Here is a 24304-nt window from a genome sequence, read left to right on the forward strand (position 1 = left end):
GCGGGTCAGTTCATCTCGGTTTCGGAAAGACAGTCGTTCTGTACGATCCCTTCCATGGCCTGCAACATGGACAGCGCCAAAACAGGGCGGCTGAACCGCCGCGCCGCGCCGGCGCCATTCTCGGCCATCGTCATGCGCCAGGCCGGATCGTCGCGTAAGCGCAGGATGGCGTCAGTGAGGATCTGTGGGGCTTCCGGCGGGACCGTGACGCCGACCTTATAACGCGTGACGATATCAGCCGCTTCGCCTTCGACACCCAGCACAACCGGGATGCCGGTTGCCATGGCCTCAAACAGTTTCGACGGGATGACCGACCGAAACAGCGGATCGCGGCGCAAGTGGATGAGCGAACAATCGAGCAATGACCAGTAGCGGCTGACCTGATCCTTGGGCACGGTGTCGAGGAACAGGATGTTGTGCAGGCCTTCGGCTTGCGCGCGACGCTGCAGGGCGGCCTTTTCCTCGCCATCGCCCAGCATCAGAATGCGGACATCGTTCTCGCCGCGCTTCTGCAAAAGACGGGCTGCATCGAGAACGGTGTCCAATCCATGCGCCCGGCCATGCGTGCCGATGTATCCGGCGACGAAACAGGTGGCGAGACCAAGCCTGGCTTCGAATTGCGGATCTTTCTGCGCTGGCTCGAAGCGGTGGAGATCGACACCGTTCGTCACCACCGCGATCTTGGCGGGATCAACGCCGCGAGCCGTCAGGATGCGCTTGAAGGAATGGGTGACGGCAACGATCAGCGCGGCGCGGTGATACAAGAACAGCTCGACGCGGCTGAGCGCCCTGAGCACGAACTTGTTCTTCATGGCGCCGACAACCTGAATGGAGTGCGGCCACAGATCGCGCAGCTCGAACACAAAAGGCACGCGGCGCAACGCGCTGACCATCCAGGCAGCACACACGGTAAAGAATTGCGGCGATGTTCCCACGACAACGTGGATCTTGCGAACAAAGAAGGAAGCAAGAAAGGCCGTGATCATGAAGCTGAAGAAATCAAGGGTGCGAAAAAGGAAGCCCTGATTGGCGCAGATAAAGGTCCAGACGCGTATGACGCGAATACCGTCTATGATTTCCGTCTGCCAAAGGTGATTTCGGTAGCCGGGAAAGACTTCGCCGCGCGGAAAGTTCGGAACACCGGTGATGACCGTGACCTGGTGACCGGATTTCGCCCATTCTCGACAATGTTCAAAACTGCGACTGGCAGGCGCATTCACCTCGGGCATGAAATTGTCTGTGAGAAGCAGGATGTGCATGTCGCACGACGCCCTTTACGCAAAATACTCTGAAACTACTTACCAGCGTACTGTGACAAGCATGCCGAATTTTACAAGAGCCATGTTCATCCTCAAGCAAAGATGAGACGCAGCGTGGCCCGGTTGGTGGCGCAAGCGAGGGTGAGGCACTGGGCGGGCAGCGATACGCCGAAGCGGGGATGATGCGTGTACTGTTCGATGCGCGCACAGCCTTCCACTGCCTCCCATCGCAAAAGGAGGCAGCCATCTTGTTCGGCGAAGCCGCACTTGTCGTGCCCGTGCAGCTGAATGCCGGGCGCGAAGTGGTAGCGCGCTTCAGTTTGCTGTAATGGGCCTGAGACCCCGTCCTGGATGGTCAGCATTCCGGCACCAAGACGCCAGCGGCGGTGATGCAGGGGACTGCCGGGCAGGAAGCGATAGCCGTCGTGCGAGGCGGTGACATAGGTGTCGTGCTCGCCTTGGACGATATGCAGATCGCGCGGATAAGCGCGCCGACCAACCCGAAAGCCCGACCATACCTCGGACGAGTTGCGGCCATTGATCGTCAACGTGTTGTGCGCAGCCGTGCCGCGCTGGCGCAGCCGCTCGGGACCGGTGCCGTATTCGGACGTGCCGCTATTAACCAGCACGCGCTTGTTATCGAGCGAGAGTTCGAAGGAAAGCGTGTCGGCATGGGCATGACCCGGCTGATGCTCAGGCCCGACCTTCGCGGCGTCGATCAACAGAACGGCTGAACCGCGCGCGACGCGAAGGTAGCCGCTCTGCTTGAGATGCGTCACGCCGGTGGGGGTGGTTGCAGCCGAACCGAAGCCAAGACGCTCCGCATAAGCGTTCAGCGCTGTCGGCGCGGGTGCGATGCCGAGTACGGCATCGTTGAAGAAGGCGATGTCGCCATCGGGATGGCCGAGCGCTTTGAGCCATGCGCACATGGGACCAATCCGCGCTTCAATCTGTCTGCGCAAGGCGTCATCCGCGCCGAAGCAGCGCGTGAGGTTGGCGAGGTCGAGCAGATCCTCCAGCACGAGGGCATGATACATAGGGCTGAGTTCGTAATGACCGCCATCAGGCAGGATCTGGGCGGGCAATTGGCGCTGCAGGATTTGGCGGCCTTGCTTGAACCAGCCATCGGCTTCCGCGCTTTGGAAGAAGACACCGGCAAAGCACAGGGCTTTGGCGTTGGCGAGGAGATGATTGCCGGACAGGTGATGCTCGACTTGGCGCGAAAGCCAGCGCGTCTGAATGGCGAGGCTAACAAGGGCGTCGGCCGGCAAGGCGAAGCCGCCAAGCGCTGCCTTGATCCAGTTGACGATGCGCAAGGATGTCGGAAACGGCTCCCAGCCGGTGCCCTGGCCGGGCGGATTATGTCTGATCCAGTCACGGATCAGAGCCAGATGCCAGTCCCGCCGCGCATCCGCGTGTTCTGCGTTCAGATCGTCGAAGTAGTGAAGGTTATAGCGCCACAGCTTCGAGCGTGCGGGGTCATCCCAGCCGCCATCCGCTTGGTGGGGGTCGAGCAGGCCGCCTTCGTTGAGAAAGGTGAAGGCGCTCGGACCGGTCATGGCTGGCAACCGCTGAGCCGGGTTCCGCCAAACACCGACCGGGACACGCAAGGGTGGGGCTGGGCGCAGGTCGGGTCGCGGCCGGTAAAGGCGAAACCAGACGCGGCCAAAAATCTGTCGCGCTGTGAGATGCCGGATCGTGCGCCAATAAAGGCCGGGTGTGTGCATCAAGGGGCCAGCAAGCGGGCGAGGGCCGAAACGATGCGCTGGCCGGCCTGTCCGTCCCAGAGTGGCGGAATGGCGCCGGTCTTCCATCGCCCCGCGAACAGGCGATCAAGCGCTTCGATCAAGCGGGCAGGATCGGTGCCCAGCACTTCATTGGTGCCGATCGTCACCGTTTCCGGACGTTCGGTGGTGGTGCGCAGGGTCATGCAGGGGACATGCAGAACCGTCGCTTCTTCGGTGACGCCACCGGAATCCGTTATCACGGCCTTGGCGTGCCGCACCAAACAGTTGAACGCGAGGTAAGGTTGCGGTGCGACGGCATGGATGCTGGCTGGCAGCGTGTCGATGGCCGCCAGCATCCGCTTCGTGCGGGGATGAACGGGGAAGATCACCGGCAAACCGCGCGTGGCCGTGGCGATCTGATCGAGCAACGCGCTAAGCGCGCGGGGATCATCCACGTTGGGCGGCCTGTGCAGGGTCAGCACGACATAGTTTTGCGGCGCCAGATTGAGACTGTGCCAGAAAGGCGGCGATGTCAGCCGGTCGAGATTAACCAGAAGCGTGTCGATCATCGTGTTGCCGACGAAGATGATCCGCTCCGATGCCACGCCGCTGGCAATAAGGTTTTCGTTGGCGTGCTCGCTGGTGGTGAAGAACCAGTTGGTGATGGCGTCGGTCGCCAGCCGGTTGTTTTCTTCCGGCATGGTCCAGTCGCCCGACCGGATGCCGCCTTCGACATGGCCGACGGGAATGCCGGCTTTGCGCGCAGTGAGTGCGCAGGCGATGGTGGAGGTGACGTCGCCCACGACGAGACAACAGTCGCTCGGCGCCTGACCCAGCAGCGTCTCATAGCCGATCATGATCGCACCCGTCTGCTCGGCCGGCGTGCCGGGTCCGGCACCCAGATTGATGTCCGGATCGGGCAGGCCAAGTTCGTCGAAGAAGCTTTGCGACAGCGCGGCATCGTAATGCTGGCCGGTATGAACGAGGCGATAGCGCAAGGGGCCGCCGGCTGCGCGATGCGTCTCCAACGCTTGAATGATCGGCGCAATCTTCACGAAGTTCGGCCGGGCACCGGCAATGATGTCGATCAGCGGCATGGATCAGCGAAGCTGGGCTGCAAGGTCGATCGTGACCGCGCTGACGTCGATTAGCTCTTCAAACGGGATGGGCGCAGGGCTGCCCGTTTCCGCCGCAGTCACGAAGGCGTGGACGCAAGCCATCTGCCCTTTGTCCTGCCGCCACAAGCGCATCGGCTTGATGCCGCGCCAGTTGTGCGCAACCAGCCTGCGGAAGTTGTCGAGCACCAGGATCGAGCCGCCGCAGAACACTTCGAGCCGTTCCTTGGGAAAGGCGCGCGCACCATTGGCAAGGTAATGGATCGTGCCGGTGGCGCCGTTTTGGAAGGCAAGTTGCAGATGTGCGGTATCGCCGCGCCCGCTCGCCACCGCCTGGCTGATCGAACTGCCGGCCAGATGACGCAGCAGATCCACGAAATGACAGGCTTCGCCGATGATCCGGCCGCCTTCGTCTCCGCTTTGCGTCCAATGATCTCTGGGAAGCGCACCGGCATTCACGGTCATGATGAAGGCCGCCGGTTCGGAGCGCGCTGCGAGTGCCTTTTTGAGCGCAACGACATGGGGCGCGAAACGGCGGTTGAAGCCCACAGTGAGCAAGGGATGGCGCTCGAGCGAACGACTGTTCTGCCAGCTGTCTTTGATTTGCGAGAGTTCGGCATGGTCCAGCGCCAGCGGTTTTTCCACGAACACGTGTTTTCCCGCGCTTAAGGCAGCGCAGGTCAAGGCGGCATGGCTGGAATGGCGCGTGGCGATCACCACAGCGTCGATCTGGGGATCGTTGATCAGGGCATGCGCGTCGGTGGTAGCGCGTCCGATGGCGAATTTGCGCTGAACATGCAGACCGCTGATGCCGCTGTTGGATGCGACCATGTCCAGGCGCGCGCCGGCTTTTTGCAGGGCAGGCAGGAGGGTGCTTGTTGCATAAGCGCCGGCACCGATGATGCCGACGCGCGGTGCTCCGGTGGTGGGTGTGGGGAGGGGGTGCAGAATAGCCGGGGCGGAAAATGCGGTCGGATTGTCTTCGCCAAAATCGAGCAGCACGCCAAGCGTGGGCGTGTCGCTGTCGAGCAGCTGGTAGGCCCGTTCGGCCTCGGCGATGGGGAAGCGATGCGAGATCAGCGGCGCAACATCGATCCGGCCATCCGCCATCATGTCGAGCACGGCTTCAAAGTTGCGTTGCGCGGTCCAGCGGACGAAGCCGGCTGGGTAATCCTGTCCGTGCGTTTCGTAGGCGGGATCATAACGGCCCGGTCCGTAGGAGCAGGACACCTGGAAGGACAGCTCCTTTTCGTAGAAGTCCGCCCGCGACAGCTGCAGTCCCGTGACGCCGACGAGCACAATGCGGGCGCGCTTGCGGCACATGGCGGCGGCTTGGCGTACCGGCGCGCTGTCTTCGGTGGACACGGCAATGATGACGGCATCGACGCCGCGTCCGCGCGAAAAGCGCAGGGCTTCGCGCAGCGGGTCGCCGCCTGAGACGAGATCGATGACCTCGGCACCGAAGCTGCGGGCAAGCGCCAGGCGCTCGGGATCGGGATCAAGGCCGAGAACGCGGCAGCCCTGGGCGCGCAGGAGCTGCACCGTCAGAAGCCCGATCAGGCCGAGACCGATCACCGCAATGCTCTCGCCAAGTGTGGGCTCCGCCAGCCGGATGCCTTGCAAGGCGATGGCACCCAACACGGTGAAGGCCGCAGATTCATCGGCAACGCCATCCGGCACCTTGGCGCTAAGGTTGGCAGAAACAGCCACGATGCCGGCATGACCGCCATTGGAAGCGATGCGGTCGCCTCGGCGGAAATCGCTGACACCAGATCCGGCTTCCATGACTGTGCCGACATTGCAGTAACCGAGCGCCAGCGGCTGATCGAGCTTGGCGCGCACGGCCGATAGCGTCGGTAGAACACCATCTACACGGGCTTTTTGCAGAACCTGGCGGACGCGCTCGGGCTGCGATCGCGCCTTGTTGAGGAGGCTGGCTTTGCCGAACTGAAGCAGCATGCGCTCGGTGCCCGCCGAGACCAGCGTGCGCGATGTGCGCACCAGAACCTGATGCGGCCCGCACTTGGGCGCGGCCGCCTCGGCAACCTCCGTTCGGCCATTGCCGAGATGTTGAAGCACCACCCTCATGCGAGCGATCGTGGCCCCCCGACCCATCCCCAGCAACTATGAGGAAGTCACTATATGCAACGCGGGGATGCATCAAGTAAGACGAAGTGTCTAGGTTTCTGATGATGCTTGGGCGGTAGCAAAATTTCGCCGCTGTTGAGCAGTTTTAACTTGCCTGCGAATAGACTTTCGTAGCCGGATTCTCATGAGCATGATGGAGAGTGCATTGGGTCTTCTACCTTGCTGAGCAAGATCGGCCGCAACCTCGGCGTTCAGATCCTTGCGCTGGCCGTGACCTTTCTCGACCGCTTCGTCGTGGTTGGGTTGTTGCTCCATCAATGGGGAGCAACGCTCTATTCGGACTGGGTGGTGCTCTTGTCCGCAGCCGGTTTGCTGCAGCTGGGCGAGCTCGGCCTCAATATCTATTATGGCAATGTGTGGCAGCGGGCGGCGTCGCTTGGTGACCCAAATGGCTTTGCTCGAATGCTGCGCGTGGCGCTCGGCATGGCTGCAATGCAGGCGCTCGTTCTGTTTGGGGCGGCTTTGGTTTTTCTAGCCGCAGCGGATCTGCCAGGGCACTCGACGGGTCTGAGCGAGAACGAAGCCAGGCTGATCTTTCTGCTGCTTGCAGCCTTCAGCATTCTCGCAGTGGTGCGGGGAAGCTTGTCGCAGCTTTATCGGGGACACGGCCACTATGCGCGTGGCATGATCGTTACGCTGATAGGTACGCTGGCTTTGCTGTTCGCAACAGCGCTTGTCGCATTCGCAGGGGGCGGACCGATTGCGTTGGCAGGCGCTTACCTTGTTTGCCAAGTGCTGTTCGGCATCGGGCTTATGCTCTGGGATCTGAAGCGATGCTTTCCCGAACTGCGGTTTGTGCCGGCATGGCCGCTCGGGCGCGAGTGGCGGGACGCCTGGCGCAATGCGCGGTGGCTTGCCCTCGAACAATGTGCACCGGTGCTTTGGCTGCAAACACCGATCCTGCTTCTCGGGCTGGCTGGAATAAGCGGCGCGTCACTCGTGGGATTTGTGCTGGTGCGCACGCTGGTCGGCTTTGCACGTCAGCTTGCCACGATGCTGTCCATCGCACTTGGCGTTGAACTTGCCGGGCAGATGCATACGGCGTCCGAAACTGTGATGCAGCCGATCGCACAAGCCGGGCGGCTGCTTTCGGTTATGGCTGGTGTGTTTGGTGCGGCGGTGTGGGTGTTCGGAGCGCCACTATTGGCTCGCTGGACCGGCGATCAAGCCGCTTACGACCCGTTCGTACTGGCTTGGCTGGTGCTTGGCAGCTGGGTGGCTGCGCCTGCCGCACCCATCGCAAAGCTGCTCGCTTTCACCAATCGCGCCAAGCCCAATGCGGCCGCATGGACGGTGCAGCTCGTGTCCGGATTGGGTCTCGCAGCCGTGTTCGTTCAACCATTCGGCGCTGCGGGTGTGGCGGCCGGATTGGCTATCGGCGAGATACTGGGGATGGGAATGGTCTTGCCCTGGCTTGCAGGGCGGTTCCTCGCTGTGCCGAGCCGTTACTGGCTGACCTGCGGCATGGGCCTGAGTGCGAGCGTGTTGTGGTGCCTCATCATCGGTGCGGCGGTGATCCAGCTGATCGGGCTTGCGGACATCCTGCAGATGCTGATTGCCTTGATCATCTGGAGCCTGCTGGGTGCTCTGCCGCCTTTGCTGCTGGCTATGCCCATGCAAGTGCGTTCCCGCATCTGGCAGGCTTCAGGGCTGCAGAAGATCTTCGATCAAAGGCAGGAAGCGTGAGCGCAGGCGGGATGGGCGGTAGTGGGCGTGCCAGCGTTGGCGCCCCGCTTCGCCCATGCGCCGGCGTAAGGCCGGGTCGGACAAAAGGGTGATCAAGCGCTGCGCGAGTTCGCCTGGGCGATCGAGGTCGACATTGAAGCCGGTTTCGTCGTTGATGTTGACCTCCTTCGCGCCGTCATGGATCGAAGCGATCACGGGAAGGCCCTGGCGCATGGCTTCGATGTAAACGAGGCCGAAGCCTTCGCCGCGGCTGGGCATGGCGAAGATGGAAGCGTCGCGCCAGAGTGCGGCCAGGTCGGCGTCGGCGACGAAGCCACGAATGTCGATCGATGCCGCAGCTGGAGATGCGGCGGCGAGGCTGCGCAGGACGGGAACGCCTGAACCGCCGCCGGCGACGACCAGATGGGCATCCGGCACGGCGGCAATCACGGCGGGCCAGGCTTCGATCAGCGCATCATGGCCCTTGTAGTTCTCGGCAGCGTCGATGCGGCCGACGATCAGCACGTTGAGCGGCCCGTTTTCGCGGTCGATTGCTGGCGCGGGTTCATCGGTTTCGGTAGCGAGCGGACAGATGCGGGCGTGCGGCAGCGGACCATGCAGCGCTTCATGGCGCGACAACGTGTTTTGCGACACAACGATGGCGCGTCTTGCGCGGTGAAGGGCACGCAGCGCAGGCGGCTTCAGCGCATCCCACACTTCGGTTCCATGCATCCAGATCACGGACGGGCGTTTGAGCCAGCAGGGATGGGCGCGTGCCAAACCGGCGCTGTCGTAGAGGCAGAGATCGGCCTGGATCGCCGCGCGCTGGATGGCTGCCACGAAGCGAAGCTTGGAACCGTCGGCTGCGCTGTTTCCCGATGGTGCATCAGCGTCGAGATAGCTGATGATCCTGACCTGATGACCGGCGTCGCGCAGGATTTGCGCCGATACGCGCGAAACCTGGGCGATGCCGCCGCCCGGTGCAAGCGTTGCCGTACCGAGGAGGATGCGCGCCATCAGATCCGCCGGGCGGCGACAACGAAAAGCGTGTCGCTGTAACGTTCAAGACCAAGGGCGCGCAGGATGGGCGATAGAACCGGCGCGCGGGCATAGAAGCGGTGCTCGTTCAAACAAAAACCGCGCTGGCGCAGACCGTGCTCGATATCCACCAAGCGCGGCACGGCGCGGACGTGGCGATAATAAGCGGGGCGGCCGGTGAGGCGGAACATGGTGCGTTCGGTGCGGCGATAAAGACTTTGACCGTTGGGCATGGACAACAGGATCGTGCCTGATGGCGCGAGGGATGCTGCCAGCCAATCGAAGGCCGCCCACCAGTCATCCAGATATTCCATCACGCTGGAGCAAAGGATGAGATCAAAAGAGCGTTCTTGCAGAAGGGTCGGATCGCCCATCTCAGCAAGTTGCAGCTCGACCTTGCCTGCCGTTTGTCCGTGCAGGCTCTCCGCGGCCAAATTCAGCATGGCGGGACTGGCATCGAAGGCAAGTACATGCGCGCCCCGGTCCGCAGCCAAAGCGGCCATGACGCCACTGCCGCATCCCGCATCGAGCGCATGGCCGCCCGGCTTGGTGTAGCGCGCGATCAAATCGCGCCAGACGGCTTCGCGCTCGCGAAAAGCGGGGGAATGCCGGTAGCGATCGGCGAAGCTGCGGGCGATCGTTGTATGCCAGGCTATGGCGTCGCTCATTGGATGGCTCGGGAAAGAGGTGCAGGGCTCGAGCCGACCAGGTCGCAAACCAAAGGCGTGGCGATGCGGGCGACGGCATAAACGAGCAGGATGGTGAGTGTACTGGCCACCACATCGCCGGCAATCAAACCGTCCATGCGCGCGCCCATGTAAAGGCCGAGGAAAACGGCCGGAAAATGCAGCCACTCACCGTTGCGCAAGGTCCAGAGCGTGTAGCGGCCGGTGGCGAAGAAGATCAGGCCGAGCGGGATCATGACAACAGGCACGCCGAGCCAGCCGAGGTTCCAATAGGCTTCGGCGAAGTAGCCCATCCAGGTCGAGGACGTGTCGGAACCGGTCAGCAGCTCGGTATAGGACTGGCCCATGTCGAAAAGCGGTTTGTCGGGCCAGAGAAGGCGCGGGATGAAAACGAGGGGGACATAGCTCAGGGAATTGCCGGGTTGCCCGGCATCATACATTGCCATCGCAGGTGCTGCGGCATGAACATAGGCGATGCGCACCAAGGCGCCCTGGAACTCGGCCTGATCGTCGTCACGGGGATCGGCCAGAACGCCGCTCAGGATCGCCAGCCGTTCTCCAAAAGATGCGCTGCGGATCGTGCCGTAACGCGCGATGAGCTCTGCCCGTCCCGCTGCCGTCACGGATTGCAGAACGGGAAAAAGGGCGGCCAGGAGCACAACGGCGAGTGCCGCACGCTTGAAGGTGAAGCGATGCTGCAGGACGGCCAGCACGAGCATGAGAATGGGCAACAGCGCCTCGCCCTTGCTGAAGCGCAGGAAGCCGAAAAAGGCATCCAGTAATACGAGGCCAGCGAGTGGGATGATCCAGCCCGGCCGATGCCGCAGGGTCCAGCTGACGAGAAGAAAGATGGAAACGGGGGCCAGCCAGACGAGTTGGGTCAGCACGCCCGGCAACACCGCGTTCTCGCCGAAGGCGCCCATCGCATTGGGAAAGATCACGAGATATTTGGTGGCAAAGCCCGGAAGGCCGAACAGGAAAGCGGCAGCCAGCATCAGCCGGTCGTCACCCTTTTGTGGCTCGCAAGAACGCTGCGGCCAAAGCTGACTGGCGAAGGCAACGGTGCCGAGGATCACCAGACTGCACATGGTCGCGAGCAGGTTGAACCGGGCAATCTCGGCATCCGATGCGGCAAAGAAATCGCGCAGCATGGTCAGCATGATTTCGTTCATGAACCGGTGCGCAAGGGAGCCGATACCGAAGTAAACGGCCGTGGACAAGCGCATCCAGAACAAACCGGTCCAAAGAGCCAGCGGCTCGCGCTGAACGGCATGGATTGCGCCGGCGCTCAAGACGCTGGCAAGCCCGAGCGGAACGATGATGGTGGCGTGGAAAGCGGCGCCGGTGTCATCCAGCAAACCCACGAAAAGCGCGAAGCCAAGGAGCCCGGCAAGCGCCCACAACTCCCAGGGCTGAACCTCGGACGCCGCGATGCGCAAAGGGGAAGCGGATGCGGCAGTCATCTGGGTCCATCGAAAGGTCATGATTATCCTGCCGCAAGTACAGCGACAGATCAACCGTCGTCCGCGGAGCGTGGCTGAAGATTAAGTGGATGGATGTCTCTTAGAACGCCGCGTCCGCGTGCTTTCGACGAAATTCTATCCACGGGGGTCCAACCTGCACCCATGCTTGAGGCAAAGCAGCTGCAGGACAACCGACATGACCGAGATTTCGCCGAACCTTCTCCTTCCCTACATCATGCCCTCGCAGGCGCAGAAGCATGTCATGCATAATGAAGCGGTTCGCGCGCTCGATGCGCTGACGCAGATCGCGGTCCACGATCGTGACCGGATGGCGCCGCCTGCCGATCCCCGCGATGGCGATCGCTACATCGTGCCGGCTGGCGCAACCGACGCGTGGAGCAGCAGGGATGGGCATATCGCAGCCTGGCAGGACGGCGCATGGGCGTTTTATAGGCCGGGCGAGGGGTGGCTCGCCTGGGTGATCGACGAGGCGCGGCTTCTGGTGCGCCGGGGAAGCGAATGGCTCGATCTACCGAGCAGCGGCGGTGGTGGTGGTGGCGGCACCGGTGGCAGTGGCGATATTGCGGGTGTGATCAGCCACATGATCAGCGCTGCCGGCCTGATCTATCGCAACGATCCGAGCGCAGTCTTGGGCACGGGCGGCTACAAGTGGAGCACCTATTATCAGGCCGCGTCCTGGACCAACGGGCCGGCAACCGAGCCAAGCTATATCGACGATGTCTGGGCGTCCGGCATCAATATGGCGGGCGTCGGTGTACGCGCCGACATGGACCGGCAATATGCGGCCTGGCATCTGGAATCGAAGTTTTACTCCAATCCCCAGCAGGCCAGCCCGTGGACGGAAAACTTCCTGGATGTGGTCGACAAAAATGGTGGTGTCCGGCGTCCGATCGGCTGGGTCGGCGCGCATGACGGTTCGTATGGCAATGTCACGCTGGCGCAGTCGCTGCTGCTTTTGCAGAGTCATAATCACCAGCCGAAGATCGACCTGAACTTCGAAACCAATGCGGCCATGGTTTATGACGGGCTGGTCACGAGCTACCTCGCCAACAATGTGCCGCCGCATCGCCAGCGCAACGGCGCCAATACGGCAACGCTGCCGCTGCCATATCTGGACGATGCCGACAATCTCGTTCTGGCGCGGCCGCTGACGCAGGCGCTGACTGCCGGATCGAAGAACGCGTCCGGCCTGCGATCGCGCACGCGGGGCTTCAATACCGATGCATTTTATGCCGAAGCGCCTGGTGGGCTGGCGGCGAGCTTCGCTTTGTCTTGCGGCGTGACCCAGGCGGCCAGTTCTGTCTTCGCGGTGACGGCCAATGGCACGACCAGCGTCACGGCGGCCGCCGGTCTGGTGGATGAAGCGCAGATCGGGCGCACGATCACGGGCGCAAACGTTCCGGCCAATACCCGCATCATCGACGTGATCGACGCAACGACGTTCAAGACGAGCAACGCCCTGCCGGCCAGCGTCACATCCCTTACGATGAGCGCGCGCACCAAGCGCTCGGTGGAATACAGCGTCGATAATGCCGGCGTGGTGACCTACGATTATTCCGGCAGCTTCATTTTCCGCGACAAGAACGCATCCTATGGTTTCGGGCTGCACATCTATCAGGGCAATGTCGGTATCGGGTCGGGCGCGTCCTATCCCAGCGGAGCGAAGCTCGTCGTGGATGGGCCGGTGCGCTTGAAAAGCTATGGCAAGGCTTCGCTACCTTCGGCCAATGCGGCGGGCGCGGGTGCGCTGATCTATGTGTCGGACGCGGCGGGCGGGCCGACGCTTGCTTGTTCGGACGGCGCGAACTGGAAAGTGTTGGCGGCATTGGGTGCAACGGTCTCCTGACGGGCTGCCAGTAGCGCGCGTGCCTTGTCGATCACGGTGCGCGCGCGATCATCGATGGAATAGCCGGAGGACGAAGCGCGGCTGCGGCCTGACTGCGCCATGCGGCTGCGCGCCTCGTCCTGGGTGAGATAGAAGCGCACCTTTTCGCTAAGCTCGCGGGCACTGCCGAACATGGCGCAATCCCGATCTTCCGTGAAATGGGCCGCGATCTCATCGGAGCGCTCATGCAGCATGAAGCCGCCGGATGCGGGAATGTGGAACGAGCGCGACGTCACCCGGTCGCCGCTGGCAGCGTTGGCATTGCCCTCGAACAGGATCGCGATGTTGATCTTGGCCGCGCCGATCGCCTTGGCATATTCTGCGCCGAAGATGGGGCGGCCCTGAATGTGCGGGCGCAGGAACGGTCCGGCGCGCTCCCATTGCGAGCCCCAGATCTTGAGATCGAGTGCCGGCAGGGCGGAGATGAGGGCGGAAAGCAGCTGTTCCTTTTTCGGCGACCATGTGCCGATGAACGACGCATCGCATTGGTAAAGCGCGGTGTCGCTTCTATCCATTGCGGTCGGCTTGTGCGTCTCAGGATCGAAACCGTGCGAAAGAACGGAAGCGTTGGTGATGCCAAAGCGCGCCTTGAGATCGGCCGGTCCGAACGTCTTGGTTGTGAAGACCCAGTCATAGCAGGGCAGCGCGCGCAGTGCCGTTTGGCCGTGATCCACGAAGCTCGTATCCGGCCAGAAGTTGATCGCCACGCCGCCACCCGCCTGCACAGCGCGGATCGCCTGCGGCGACACCATGATCCCCTTGAACACGAAAAAAAGGTGCGGGCGAAACTGCTCCGTTTCGCGTAGCGCAGCTTGGGTGGCTTCGCGCAGGATCATTGGCCAAACAAGGCGGCGCGCGGCTTTCATCGGCCGGCTTTGCCAGCCCGAAGCGGCGAACCATTCATCGGCAAGCAGCGACACGGAATGCCCGGCGCGGCGGAAGGAGCGCACAAAGGCATAGGCATTGGATCCCTGCCACGTCTCGGCGACAGCGAGAATACGCAGGGGTTCTTGCTGGTAGTGCATCAGGCGGGCAGACCTTGGAGCGCGGGTGCTCCGGCCGGTCTGACATGATCGAGCGCCGCCATCACGCCTTCGACGCTGTGGCGCATGCAGGTTTGCTCGAACACGGCCAGCGAAGCGTCTGCCATCGCGGCATGAAGGGAAGGGTCATCAAGCAAACGCTGCATGGCTGCGGCCAGAGCATCGACGTCGCTGCATTGGTAGGTCAGCGCGTTGAAGTCTGGTTGCGCGATATCGCTTCCGCCGATCAGCCCGACGCGATCGCTGACGATGAGCGGCAGGCCGATGGCGCAGGCTTCCGAGCCGACAAGCGGATGTGGATCGTGTTCGGAGGGGATCACCAGAACATCGGCCGCGCAGTAGGCGGCAGGAAGCCGATCGAGATTGACGAAGCCGGCGAAGCTTGCCGGCACCTCACCGCTCGCGGCCGACGTGAGGCTGCCTCGTTCGCTGCCATCGCCGCAAAACAGGAGATGAACCGGTCGCTTCGTCTTGATCAGGGTGGATGCGGCAAGGAGGTCGGCGGCGCGTTTTCGCGGGCTGAGCTTACCGACAAAGAGAAACACGAAGGCGTCTTCCGCAATGCCGAAGCGTCGGCGTGTCGCGGTCCGCAGCGCCGCGCGATTGGCGCGGGCATGGCGGTAGATGGTTTCATCGATGGGGAAAGGGCTGCGAAAGCGCTTGGTAGCCGGCACACCCATTCTGGCCCAAAAGGTTCCGTTCTGATCGCCCACCGCCAGCACTGCCGACACCTGGCGCATCAGCAAGCGCAAGCCGGCGGATCGGAAGAGTGCGCGCGCGCCTTTGGAACGCGGCATGGCGTCACCATCGCCGGCCATCACCACGGGAACACGGTTCAAACGGCTCCAGAAAAGCGCACGCAGCGCCGTCAGCTGCGCATAGCCATAGATGAGCACGGTTGTCGGCTGGAAGTCACGGAGTGCGGCAGCGATGCTGGGATTGTTCACCGCCCGAAACGACACCTGCTTGATCCCGTCGGCTTCATCGAGAAAGGCGTGATCGTAGCCTTCGAGCAGATTGGCGTCCCAGGCATAGGCGGTGTTCATTTCGGCGTCGAAGGTGCGATCAACGCCGATGCGGCTGGCAAAGAAGACCTTCAGCGTGATGTCGGAACGCGCGGCGAGCGCACGATAAAGCGGCACGAAATGCTGGATCGGATGCGACACGACGATGGCGAGCCGCTGACCGGTCATGCGCAAAGACCCTCCAGCAAGGCGCGGCTGCGTGCAACCGCATCGCTATCGGCGACGGTCGCTTCAGCCCGCTTTCGCGCGCCTTGGCGCCAGATCGAGCGAGCGCTTTCATCCATGGTGGCGAAGCGGTCGATGGTTTCGGCAAAGGTCTCCGGTCCGGTGATCGGCAGATCCCAGCCAGCCTGCGCAGCGGCAAGATCGCGCCAGGGCGTACGATCGGAGATCAGCGCCGGCACGCCGCAGGACAGAGCCTCGAAGATCGCATGGCCGAAGTTCTCGCCTGCGGTTGGCGAGAACAGAAGGTCGGTATGTGAAAGCATCGCCGGCAGATCGGCATTGGCGTAGGGGCCTTGATGGGTGACGCCGACATGATCAGGCAGTTCGGCGGCCATGGCGAGGCACATCTGCCAGTAGTCTTCGTCCTCGATCGGACCATGGATGTCGAACTGAACCGGCGTTTGAACGTCCTGCAGAACGCGCAGGGCAAAAGCGAGGTTCTTGATCGACGTGATGCGGCCGAGGAATGCCAGCCGCAGCGTCGGGCTGGTTTCATGCGGCAGTGGCTCAAGCAAAGGTCGTATGTTGGGCGCAATGGCAATTTGGCTCTGGCGCGGAAGAACCGTGCGAATGATCTGCGCTTCTGCTTCGTTCGTGGCATGCAAGGTCACGCCGTCGAGAAGACGCAGCGCCTGGACGAGTGAGAGATAGCTGCGCTTTCGTGTGGGCTTCAGGCGTAAGGCGGCCGGATGAAACTCGCCACGCGGCGAAAGAAGAACAGGCACGTCCCCCAAGCGTCCGAAGTGCTTTGCCAGCAGAACGGGCAGCGTGAACTCGCGGTCGAAGAAGCCGTTCAGCCACACCATATCGGGTGAAAGCCGGCGGATTTCGCGCAGCAAACCCTGCGGCGCAAGGGTGCCGGGTTGCAGATAAGTAGCGTCAAAGCTCGATCCCACCGGCGAAACAGGAGACGCCGCCTTGCCGTTGAACGGGCGATCGCGCGCAAGAAGATGGAAGTCGAACTGGCTGGAAAGCGCCTGTGCCAGCGCACGAAAGCTCTGGTTGGGACCCGACGCGTCATTGCCAGGCCAGTAAGCGCCAACCAGTGACACAATGCGCGGTTTTTGACCCATCAGATGCCCTTCCAGTCCGCGACCAACTCGCTTGGAATGGCAACCACTTCCCATGCTTGACCGATCCGGCGCAACTCTCCGGCCGGGTCGATTGGGTGTTCGGCGGCAAACAGCTGGTAGCTGTGGGCGTGCAGGATGGCGGTGCAGGCGTCGCTGTTTTCGCTCGGCACTTCCATGATGAGCAGGGGACGCTTGGTGGCAAGCAGACGCGCGCCCCCGCGCAGGATCCAGGCTTCCGCACCTTCCGCGTCGCACTTGATCAGGTCGGGTGCGGGTTGATGCGCGGCCAGCCAGTCGAGCGTCAGCGTCACGACCGGAACAGCCATGCGCACCCCGCCCATCTGTGAACCGTAATCGGCTCCGCGCAGACTGTTGGCGGCACGACCGCGAACGGCGATCTGGAGCTCGGCCAGCCCGACTTGATCCGACAAGGCGGCAGGGATGATCGTTACGGCAAGATCGGGATTCGCGGCCTGCGTTCGATGCAAGAGAAGCTGGTTGAACGGATCGGGTTCGATGGCGACAACCTTGCCGGTGCCGACCGCATGCGCCGCCGGAAAGGTGAAGACACCCATATTCGCGCCGATGTCCCACACCACCATGCCCGGCCGCACAAAGCGCCTGGTGTAAGACAGAAGGGTGGGCTCGAAGCGTTCCAGGCTGACGTCGAGTGCGCGCAGCCGGTTGGCCGGCGAAAGGAACATGGGACGACGGCCGAATTCAGCGGGCAGCCGTCGGCGCACAACGAGATTGCGCACGGCGCGCTCGGCCAGCCGGCGCAGCGGATGGACCGATGTTTGCGCGATCAGCGGAAGGCTCACAGGCGGTAGCCCCATCGATCATGCAGGTGCAGCTTGAAGGCTTCCAGCCCGTGTCTGGCAATGAAGCTGCGCGCCTCGTCGATCTTGGCATCCACTAGCATCCAGTTCCACCATCCTTGCAGGAAGTGGAACAGGAAGCCTTGGCGACCGTCCAGAAAGCCGAGAAGGATGAAGTAGCGAAACAGGAAATAGAGCGTGCCGCGCAGGTAAAGCGGCATGCGCGCGAAGACGTGCACCTTCAAAAGCCGCTTCAGCCTGGCTTGTCCGCTCTGACTTTTTTCGAGCGCGCTGTCCCGCGCAAACAGCTGTTGCTCCTGCGCGACGAAGTCGATCATCTGGCGGGTGGCGTAGCCGTTGTGCTTGTCGGTCCACCAGGAAATGTCGTTGAGGTTCTCGTCCACGAAATCATGCGCAAAGGTAACGGAACGGCCGCGTTGGAGAACCACATGCTCGTCCATCCAGCGGCTCTCGATACGCGCCGCACCGTGCCGCCAAAGGCGCAGCAGGATCGTTGGATAAAAGCCGCCGAAGCGGATCCAGCGGCCGCGGAAGATCACCTTGCGCCGGAAGTTGACCCCGGTCACATCCGGCGGGAGGGTGCCGAGACGATGGAGGATTTCATCGACCGAAGCCGGCTCGAAATACTCGTCGGCATCGAGCCGCAGCACCCATTCCGTGGTGATGCCGGCATTGTCGAGGGCCCATTGGAACTGGTCGGCATAGTTCAGCCAGCGGCGTTGCAGAACCTCTGCCCCGCAGGCCCGCGCGATCGAAGGCGTGTCATCCGTGGAGAAACTGTCGATCACCACCATCCGCTGCACCAAAGGACGGATGCGCTCGAGGCAGCGGCGGATATGCGGCGCTTCGTTGAAGGTCAGGATCACGACGGTGATCGGCAGCGGGCCCGTCATGCCGCGAGCGCCGTAGTTTGACCGGTGAAGGCCTGCAGAACCTGTCTGGCCCAAAGACGTGAGGTCAGGCGCGTATTCGCGTTACGCTGGCCGGATAGAAGGCTTTCCATGGGAACGCTGAAGCCTGTTTTCGATCGTTGAAGCACCGAGAATGGCAGCGGTTTTGAGGGTGCGGATGCAAGCAGCGCCTTGCCGTTCTTGCTTCTGATGATGCCGGCCAGGTGTGGCGCCACGGTCTGGAGAAGCTGGAAATCCACCAGCGGTGTGCGGATCTCGACCCCATGCGCCATGCCGGCCCAATCCGCATCACGCAGCAGCTGGTTGCGCAGATAGTTGCCGCTTTCCATAGCTGCCACGCGCAGCAGCGGATCGCTCACGCCTGGCTCAAGGCTGCCGGCGATCAAGCCGAGCGGATCGAGCCGTTGAAGGCCTTCGCGTGCGATGTCTCGCCCAAGCAGAGCGGGCAGTTCGTGGGGCAGAAACAAACCCCGCCGCAGAAGGTAAGCGCCGGGATAGGTGCCGCCGAGTTCGAAGGCGGCAAGCGCCTTGGGGTTTGTTGCTTGCAGGTTTGGCAAAAGGCCTGAACCGATCCGGCGAACGGCTGCGCCTAGCCGGGGCATGTTGGCGGTCAACGCAGTGGCACGGACCATTGCCGGGATGGAGCGAAAGGTTGAATAGCCGCCAAACAGCTCGTCGCCACCGATGCCGGATAAAGCGACCTTGAGCCCCAGCTCTCGCGCGGCTTTCGCCACGAACCAGGTGTTGATCCCGTCGATCGTCGGCTGATCCATAGCAGCCAGAATGGCCGGCACGTTTGCCGCCAGGTCGTCGCGACTGATCCGATGGATGTGATGGTCGGCTTCATAATGCGCTGCGATCTCTCGCGCCAAGGGCACCTCGTCCACATCGGTGCCGGCGAGATCCTCGAAGGCCAGCGTGATCGCCTTGATCGGATGCGCGCCGCCACGATCGCGCATGAGGCCGAGAACGGCACCGGAATCCACCCCGCCCGACAAAAACACGCCAAGCTCGACATCGGCTTCCAGATGCCGGCCGACACTGTCTTGCAGCGCTTGCCGGCAGATGGTCGTGCCCTCTGCGTCCTGCTGTTGGTGCGTGGCGAAGGAGCTTGCAAGGCATGCGAAAGACATCGGCTGACCGACGCGACCTTCACGGATGGTCAGATGGTGACCCGCGGGGAGCGGGCGGATCGCGCGATAGGAGGTAAAGGGCTCCGGCACATGGCCGAACAAGGCAAAGCCCGCCAGCCCGGCAGGATCGATCGTGGTGTCGACCCCGCCTCCGGCAAGCAGCGCCTTCACCTGCGAGGCAAAGCGAAGGGTCTGGCCATCGTCGCTGAGATAAAGCGGCTTGATCCCGTAGGGGTCGCGCGCCAGGAACAGGCTGCGAGCGACCGTGTCATAGATCGCGAAGGCAAACATGCCCTGAAGCTTTGCGCAGGCCTCTGCGCCCTCCGCCGCATAAAGGTTCAGGATGACCTCCGTGTCGGATTGGGTGCGAAAGCGGTAGCCCCGCGCTTCCAGATCCGTTCTCAGCGCGCGGTGATTGTAGATTTCACCATTGAAGCTGATGATGAAGCGTTCGGAAACATCGGCCATCGGCTGAGCGGCTTGTGGGCCGGGTGCGATGACCGAGAGGCGGCGGTGTCCAAGCTGAAGACGGTTGTCGGAGCTCGACCAGTGACCGAAACCGTCCGGCCCTCTTTGTTTCATGGCATCACAGACACGCCGTAGCTCCTGATCGAAGCAACGCGGTGACTGTGCAGCATAATCAAAGATACCCGCAACACCGCACATGGTGAAGCAACTCCGAAACCCCGATCCCCATGTGCTATGATCTTAGAAGAACTGGAAAGGCAAGAAGATTCTAAGTTTAAGATGCTGCGGAGATTGCATCATATAGGTTTTGCTGTACGGTCATGAATGTAGCTGAAAGATGAAGGTTGCTGCAGTCGGAATCTGCTTGGACGCCGACGAAGTGTGCTGTGTGTTTTTCCGCGGGGGCGGATATGGGGTTCTTGAGTGCGAACACGCCGATGCCGGCCATGGCATCGGCTGTCCTTGTGCCTGTGTTGCGGCGCCGAGCGGTCTCGGCGCTTCATCGGGTGCGGTGACGCGATGCTGGATCGGGTCCAAAGCGGCGAACTCTATGAACGGGCAGAGCTGCGGCCGCACGTCCGCGCTCTTCCGTCGCCGGATGATGCCGGGCAGGATCAGCTGCTGTATTCCGCACCGCCTCATCAAACGGCCGGCCTCGATCTTCTGCGCCTTTGGTCGCGTCTTCTTCATCATCGCCGCTTGATCGGCGCCTTTCTTGCTGGCGGTCTGCTGGTCGGTCTCGGTCTGTTTCTTGCGCAAACCCCGCTTTACCGTGCCACCATGCGCATCGAGATCTCGGCGCCGGAAGCGCGCGTCGTGCGCGACCTCGAAGTCGTTAGCGCCACGATCGACACGCGCAGTTTTCAATCGGCACTCGAAACGCTGAAGAGCCGCAGCGTCGTCCAGAACGCGGTAACGGCACTCGACCTCGCCAACCGCGCCGATTTCCTGTTTCCGCGCCCGCGTTTGTCGTTCGGGGTGTCGCCAGCCGAGGCCCTGAAGGGTATCGATGACAAGCAGCGGCTGCGCATGGCGATCGCGCGCGTGCAGGCACAGCTCAGCGTCGGCCTGATCCGCAACACGAGCATCCTGTCGCTGGCCTATCAGGACGCCGATCCCGACACCGCCGAAGCGATCGTCAGGCAGATCGCGGCCAGCTATCTCCAACAACGCGCCGAACAAACCAGCCGTGCCTCCCTTCTCGCCCGCCAGTTCGTTGAAGAACAGGTGGCCGACGTGAAGGAGCAGCTTCAGCATTCGGAAGCCGAGCTCGTGGATTACGCCAGCGAGCACGGCATCATGGCGGCGACGGAAGGCGAGGAATCGCTGATCGAGCAGAAGATCCGGGCGCTGAATGACGGTCTCGCCGAAGCGATCAACGAGCGCCTTGCGGCCGAAAGCCGGGTCCAGCTGATCGATGCCGGCCACGGAAACCAGCTTCAGGATGTCCTTGGCAACGAAGCCGTTCTGGAGGTGCGCAGCCGCATCGCGGATCTGAGTGCCGACTATCAACAGAAGCTCGACACGTTCAAACCGGACTATCCCGAAATGCGCAAGCTGCGGGCGCAGATCGGCGAACTCGAGAAGCAGCGTTCCGACCTCACCGATGCGGTGATCCTGTCCTTGCGCGCGCGCCACAACGAGGCCGTGCGGCGTGAAGATCAGCTGAGCGCCAAGCTGGCGGAGCTTGAAAACGAGCTGTCGGTGTATGCCGACAAAAGCATTCGCTACACGATCCTCAAGCGCGAGGTGGATTCACAACGCGCCCAGCACGACAATCTGGTCGACAAACTGAACGACCTCGGTGTCGGGGCTGAACTCAAGGCGCAGAATGCGGCCGTAATCGATGATGCCCTGGCTCAGGCGGAACCCGTGACACCGCGCCTGTCGCGCAGTCTGGCGATCTGCCTGTTGATTGCGGCCGGCATGGCCGGTTTCACGATCATGATCCTCGAACGCCTCAACAATGCCTTCCGCACTCCGCGTGACGTTGAAGCCCAGTTGAAACTGCCGGTTCTCAGCGCTTTGCCGAACACCGACAAGGCATTGCTGGAGGCACAGCTTGCCGACAACCGGTCGCCGCTGGGTGAAGCCTATCGTTCGCTGCGCACCGCGCTGCAGTTTGCCGATGATGCGGGGCATCCGCGTTCGCTTCTCGTCACCAGCACGGAAGCCGGCGAGGGCAAGACAACTACGGCGCACAAGATCGCGGTGGACTTCGCCGCACTCGGTTATCGCGTTCTGCTCGTGGATGCCGATCTGCGTCGGCCGACCCTGCACCGCAGGCTGAAACTGCCGAACCGGCTGGGGCTCAGCGATATCCTGGCCAGACGGGTAACGCGCGAAAGCTTCGGCCGCATGTTCTATGTCGCCGCTCCCAACCTGAACGTGCTGACAGCCGGCCCGACCGTTTCCAACCCCGTTGATCTTCTTTCATCGCCGCGCACCGGCATTCTGCTCGGCGCGTTTCTGCGGCGCTATGATCTGGTGGTGATCGACGGACCGCCGGTGACCGGCCTGTCGGATGCACCGATCCTGTCGCGGCTGGCCGATGACACGCTGATGGTGGTGTCGGCCCGCCAGGTCAGCCGCCAAAGCGCCTGGCTTGCCTTGTCGCGGTTGCGCGCGGCAGGCGGCAATGTGGTTGGCGTCGCGATGACGAGGTTCCGGGCCGAAGATGTCGAGGGCTTCTACGCCTGTCGCTACACGACGGCGGGTGCGGGCGAAAAAGCACGTCCGCCGGCGCGTGCTGCGGTTGAATGGGATTATTTCGGCGAAAGGCGTCTGGACAAACCGGGCGTTGTTGGTCTGCGCGATGCGTTGAACGACCTGACACGTGGCTGGATCGCAGGCGTCAGGCGCCAGCGTCTTCCGCTCTTTTTGACGAGCCGCGTCTGGAGAAGCAAACAGCGAAAGGCCTATGGCTCGTGGAGCCTGCGCCGCTAGAACAAACGGCCTTGGCCTTCAGCGGGCGGGGCTGCCTTTTTCGCGCTCTTCGGCTTGAGCGGTGCTTCGCCCGAAGCGATCGCGTCGATGCGACCATCGGCGAATTCAAGGCTGAGCCGTTCGCCTGGAGACACCGCCGCGGCCGCGGTAATGGGCTTGCCTTGGGTGTCATGCACAACCGCAAAACCGCGCTTGAGCACGGCCTTGTAGGACAGCGAGCCCAGCATGCGCTCGGATTGGGCCAGACCCGTGCGATGCGTTGAAAGGCGCAGTGCGAGCGCGCGATCCCGACGCGCTTCGAGCGCTGCATAGAGCGCAGTCATCGTGCTCAAGCGCTCAACGAGAGCGGCCGGACGCATACGCCGCGTGACACGTTGGAACAGTGCGCGATCATGATCGAGCTTGCGCTTGAGAAGCCGTGACAAGCGATCGGGTGCCGGCAAACGTGCAGCGGCGGCGTCGAGCTGACGTCGGTTTGCGGCGGGCAGTCGTTCGCCCGTTCGCCCGAGTTCGCGCCGCAGCAGCGCGGTTCGGCGCGACAGAACGGCAGGCGACAGGCGCAAACCATCTAGCTTGACCCGACGGCGATGGGTGGAGGTTTCCAGCGACCGTTCCAGCCGTCCCGTGACCTCATCGAAGTGGCGGCGCGGCATTGCAAGGATGGCGTCCGCACTCGGCAGGGCACGCGCCAAACTTCGAACGCTATGCGTGCGGCGGTCCATGCCTCGCGACATGCAGCCCCTCAGCCGTGCGCCGAGCGATGCGATGCGTGCTTCGAGCTCGGCCTTCACGGGAACGGCCATCTCGGCCGCGCCGGTCGGGGTCGGTGCACGGCGATCAGCAACGAGGTCGATCAGCGTCCAGTCGGTTTCATGGCCAACGGCCGCAATCAGCGGGATCCGTGAATGGGATACGGCGCGGGCGCAGGATTCGTCGTTGAAGCCCCATAGGTCCTCGAGGCTGCCGCCGCCGCGCGCCACGATGATCACGTCCGGCCGCCGGATCGGGCCATCAACGGGCAACTGGTTGAAGCCGTTGATCGCCGCGCAGACTTCCGAACCGGATGTCTCGCCCTGCACACGCACGGGCCAGACGATCACATGCAGCGGAAAGCGATCGGCAATGCGATGCAGGATGTCGCGGATCACTGCGCCGGTTGGCGACGTCACCACGCCGATCACGCGGGGCATGAACGGCAGATCCTGCTTGTGCGCGGCGTCGAACAAGCCTTCGGCGGCGAGCCGCTTCTTGCGCTCTTCCAGCAAGGCCATCAGCGCGCCGGCACCTGCCGGCTCCAGATTGTCGATGACGATCTGGTATTTCGAAGAGCCGGGATAGGTCGTCAGCTTGCCGGTGGCGACGACTTCCATGCCCTCTTCGGGCCGGAAGCGCAGCTTCGCCATCGTTGCCTTCCACACCACGGCTTCGAGCTTGGCGCGGTCGTCCTTTAGCCCGAAATAAGCGTGACCCGAGGAATGCGGTCCGCGATATCCGGAAATCTCACCGCGCACGCGAACATGGCCGAACTGATCCTCCACCGTGCGCTTGAGCGCGCCGGAGATCTCCGACACGGAATATTCCGTGGCATTGGTGAGCGGGGCGGGGGAAAGAAGATCGGGCATGGAGAAAGACAT

17 protein-coding genes are annotated in these 24304 nt (G+C 62.7%); 3 read left to right on the forward strand and 14 right to left on the reverse strand.

All coding sequences use genetic code 11. From position 1 onward, the window contains the following. Positions 1-5: 5 nt before the first annotated feature. The 4 genes from JYU29_RS01985 to JYU29_RS02000 all read right to left on the reverse strand — a co-directional run bounded on the left by JYU29_RS01985 (position 6) and on the right by JYU29_RS02000 (position 6189). Positions 6-1259 (reverse strand): glycosyltransferase family 4 protein, encoded by a 1254-nt coding sequence (locus JYU29_RS01985; protein ID WP_213983092.1) that lies wholly within the window; start codon positions 1257-1259, stop codon positions 6-8. Positions 1260-1351: 92 nt separating this feature from the next. Continuing rightward, complete coding sequence (locus JYU29_RS01990) at positions 1352-2818, reverse strand: heparinase II/III family protein (protein WP_250157145.1); 1467 nt, start codon at positions 2816-2818, stop codon at positions 1352-1354. Between the two features lie 167 nt (positions 2819-2985). Beyond that, on the reverse strand, positions 2986-4083 hold the full coding sequence (gene wecB / locus JYU29_RS01995) for a non-hydrolyzing UDP-N-acetylglucosamine 2-epimerase (protein ID WP_213983094.1): 1098 nt from the start codon (positions 4081-4083) through the stop codon (positions 2986-2988). 3 nt (positions 4084-4086) lie between these two features. Further along, entirely contained in the window at positions 4087-6189 is a 2103-nt protein-coding gene (locus tag JYU29_RS02000) for a bi-domain-containing oxidoreductase (RefSeq protein WP_250157146.1), read from the reverse strand. 219 nt (positions 6190-6408) lie between these two features. Between JYU29_RS02000 and JYU29_RS02005 the strand changes: the two genes are divergently transcribed. Then, entirely contained in the window at positions 6409-7935 is a 1527-nt protein-coding gene (locus JYU29_RS02005; protein WP_213983095.1) for a polysaccharide biosynthesis protein, read from the forward strand. On the opposite strand, the gene JYU29_RS02010 is transcribed toward JYU29_RS02005, so the two are convergent. The 3 genes from JYU29_RS02010 to JYU29_RS02020 are packed head-to-tail and all read right to left on the reverse strand — an operon-like array spanning position 7894 to position 11122. Beyond that, positions 7894-8931, reverse strand: a complete 1038-nt coding sequence (locus JYU29_RS02010; RefSeq protein ID WP_213983096.1) for a glycosyltransferase family 4 protein — start codon at positions 8929-8931, stop codon at positions 7894-7896. The genes JYU29_RS02005 and JYU29_RS02010 overlap by 42 nt on opposite strands. Continuing rightward, positions 8931-9620, reverse strand: a complete 690-nt coding sequence (locus tag JYU29_RS02015) for a class I SAM-dependent methyltransferase (RefSeq protein ID WP_213983097.1) — start codon at positions 9618-9620, stop codon at positions 8931-8933. Before JYU29_RS02015 ends, JYU29_RS02010 begins: the two co-directional genes overlap by 1 nt. Next, positions 9617-11122: a hypothetical protein gene (locus tag JYU29_RS02020; RefSeq protein ID WP_213983098.1), complete on the reverse strand. Its 1506-nt coding sequence runs from the start codon at positions 11120-11122 to the stop codon at positions 9617-9619. Before JYU29_RS02020 ends, JYU29_RS02015 begins: the two co-directional genes overlap by 4 nt. Before the next feature lie 175 nt (positions 11123-11297). Between JYU29_RS02020 and JYU29_RS02025 the strand changes: the two genes are divergently transcribed. Continuing rightward, positions 11298-12968, forward strand: a complete 1671-nt coding sequence (locus JYU29_RS02025) for a DUF2793 domain-containing protein (protein ID WP_213983099.1) — start codon at positions 11298-11300, stop codon at positions 12966-12968. On the opposite strand, the gene JYU29_RS02030 is transcribed toward JYU29_RS02025, so the two are convergent. From JYU29_RS02030 to asnB, 6 genes are read right to left on the reverse strand one after another with little or no spacing between them, the layout of a single operon-like run. Next, positions 12875-14032 (reverse strand): CgeB family protein, encoded by a 1158-nt coding sequence (locus tag JYU29_RS02030; RefSeq protein WP_213983100.1) that lies wholly within the window; start codon positions 14030-14032, stop codon positions 12875-12877. The genes JYU29_RS02025 and JYU29_RS02030 overlap by 94 nt on opposite strands. Continuing rightward, the gene (locus JYU29_RS02035) at positions 14032-15243 is read right to left on the reverse strand and encodes a glycosyltransferase family 4 protein (RefSeq protein WP_213983101.1); all 1212 of its coding nucleotides are present in this window, start codon (positions 15241-15243) and stop codon (positions 14032-14034) included. Before JYU29_RS02035 ends, JYU29_RS02030 begins: the two co-directional genes overlap by 1 nt. After that, complete coding sequence (locus tag JYU29_RS02040; RefSeq protein ID WP_213983102.1) at positions 15240-16373, reverse strand: glycosyltransferase; 1134 nt, start codon at positions 16371-16373, stop codon at positions 15240-15242. The genes JYU29_RS02035 and JYU29_RS02040 overlap by 4 nt, the downstream gene beginning before the upstream one ends. Next, a complete protein-coding gene (locus tag JYU29_RS02045) occupies positions 16373-17194 on the reverse strand; it encodes an FkbM family methyltransferase (protein WP_213983103.1) in 822 nt (273 codons plus the stop codon). Before JYU29_RS02045 ends, JYU29_RS02040 begins: the two co-directional genes overlap by 1 nt. Then, positions 17191-18105 (reverse strand): glycosyltransferase family 2 protein, encoded by a 915-nt coding sequence (locus JYU29_RS02050; protein ID WP_213983104.1) that lies wholly within the window; start codon positions 18103-18105, stop codon positions 17191-17193. Before JYU29_RS02050 ends, JYU29_RS02045 begins: the two co-directional genes overlap by 4 nt. Continuing rightward, positions 18102-19922 carry an asparagine synthase (glutamine-hydrolyzing) gene (gene asnB, locus JYU29_RS02055; RefSeq protein WP_213983105.1) on the reverse strand — a complete coding sequence of 607 codons (1821 nt, stop codon included), beginning with the start codon at positions 19920-19922 and terminating at the stop codon, positions 18102-18104. Before asnB ends, JYU29_RS02050 begins: the two co-directional genes overlap by 4 nt. Before the next feature lie 321 nt (positions 19923-20243). Here asnB and JYU29_RS02060 point away from each other — a divergent pair, with 321 nt between their 5' ends. Continuing rightward, the gene (locus JYU29_RS02060) at positions 20244-22670 is read left to right on the forward strand and encodes a GumC family protein (protein WP_213983106.1); all 2427 of its coding nucleotides are present in this window, start codon (positions 20244-20246) and stop codon (positions 22668-22670) included. Here the strand turns inward: JYU29_RS02060 and xseA are convergent. Further along, positions 22667-24292, reverse strand: coding sequence for an exodeoxyribonuclease VII large subunit (gene xseA, locus JYU29_RS02065; protein ID WP_213983107.1), 1626 nt, complete (start codon positions 24290-24292; stop codon positions 22667-22669). The genes JYU29_RS02060 and xseA overlap by 4 nt on opposite strands. Between the last annotated feature and the right edge of the window lie 12 nt (positions 24293-24304).

The organism is Tianweitania aestuarii, from assembly GCF_018457165.1.
Lineage (GTDB): Bacteria > Pseudomonadota > Alphaproteobacteria > Rhizobiales > Rhizobiaceae > Tianweitania > Tianweitania aestuarii.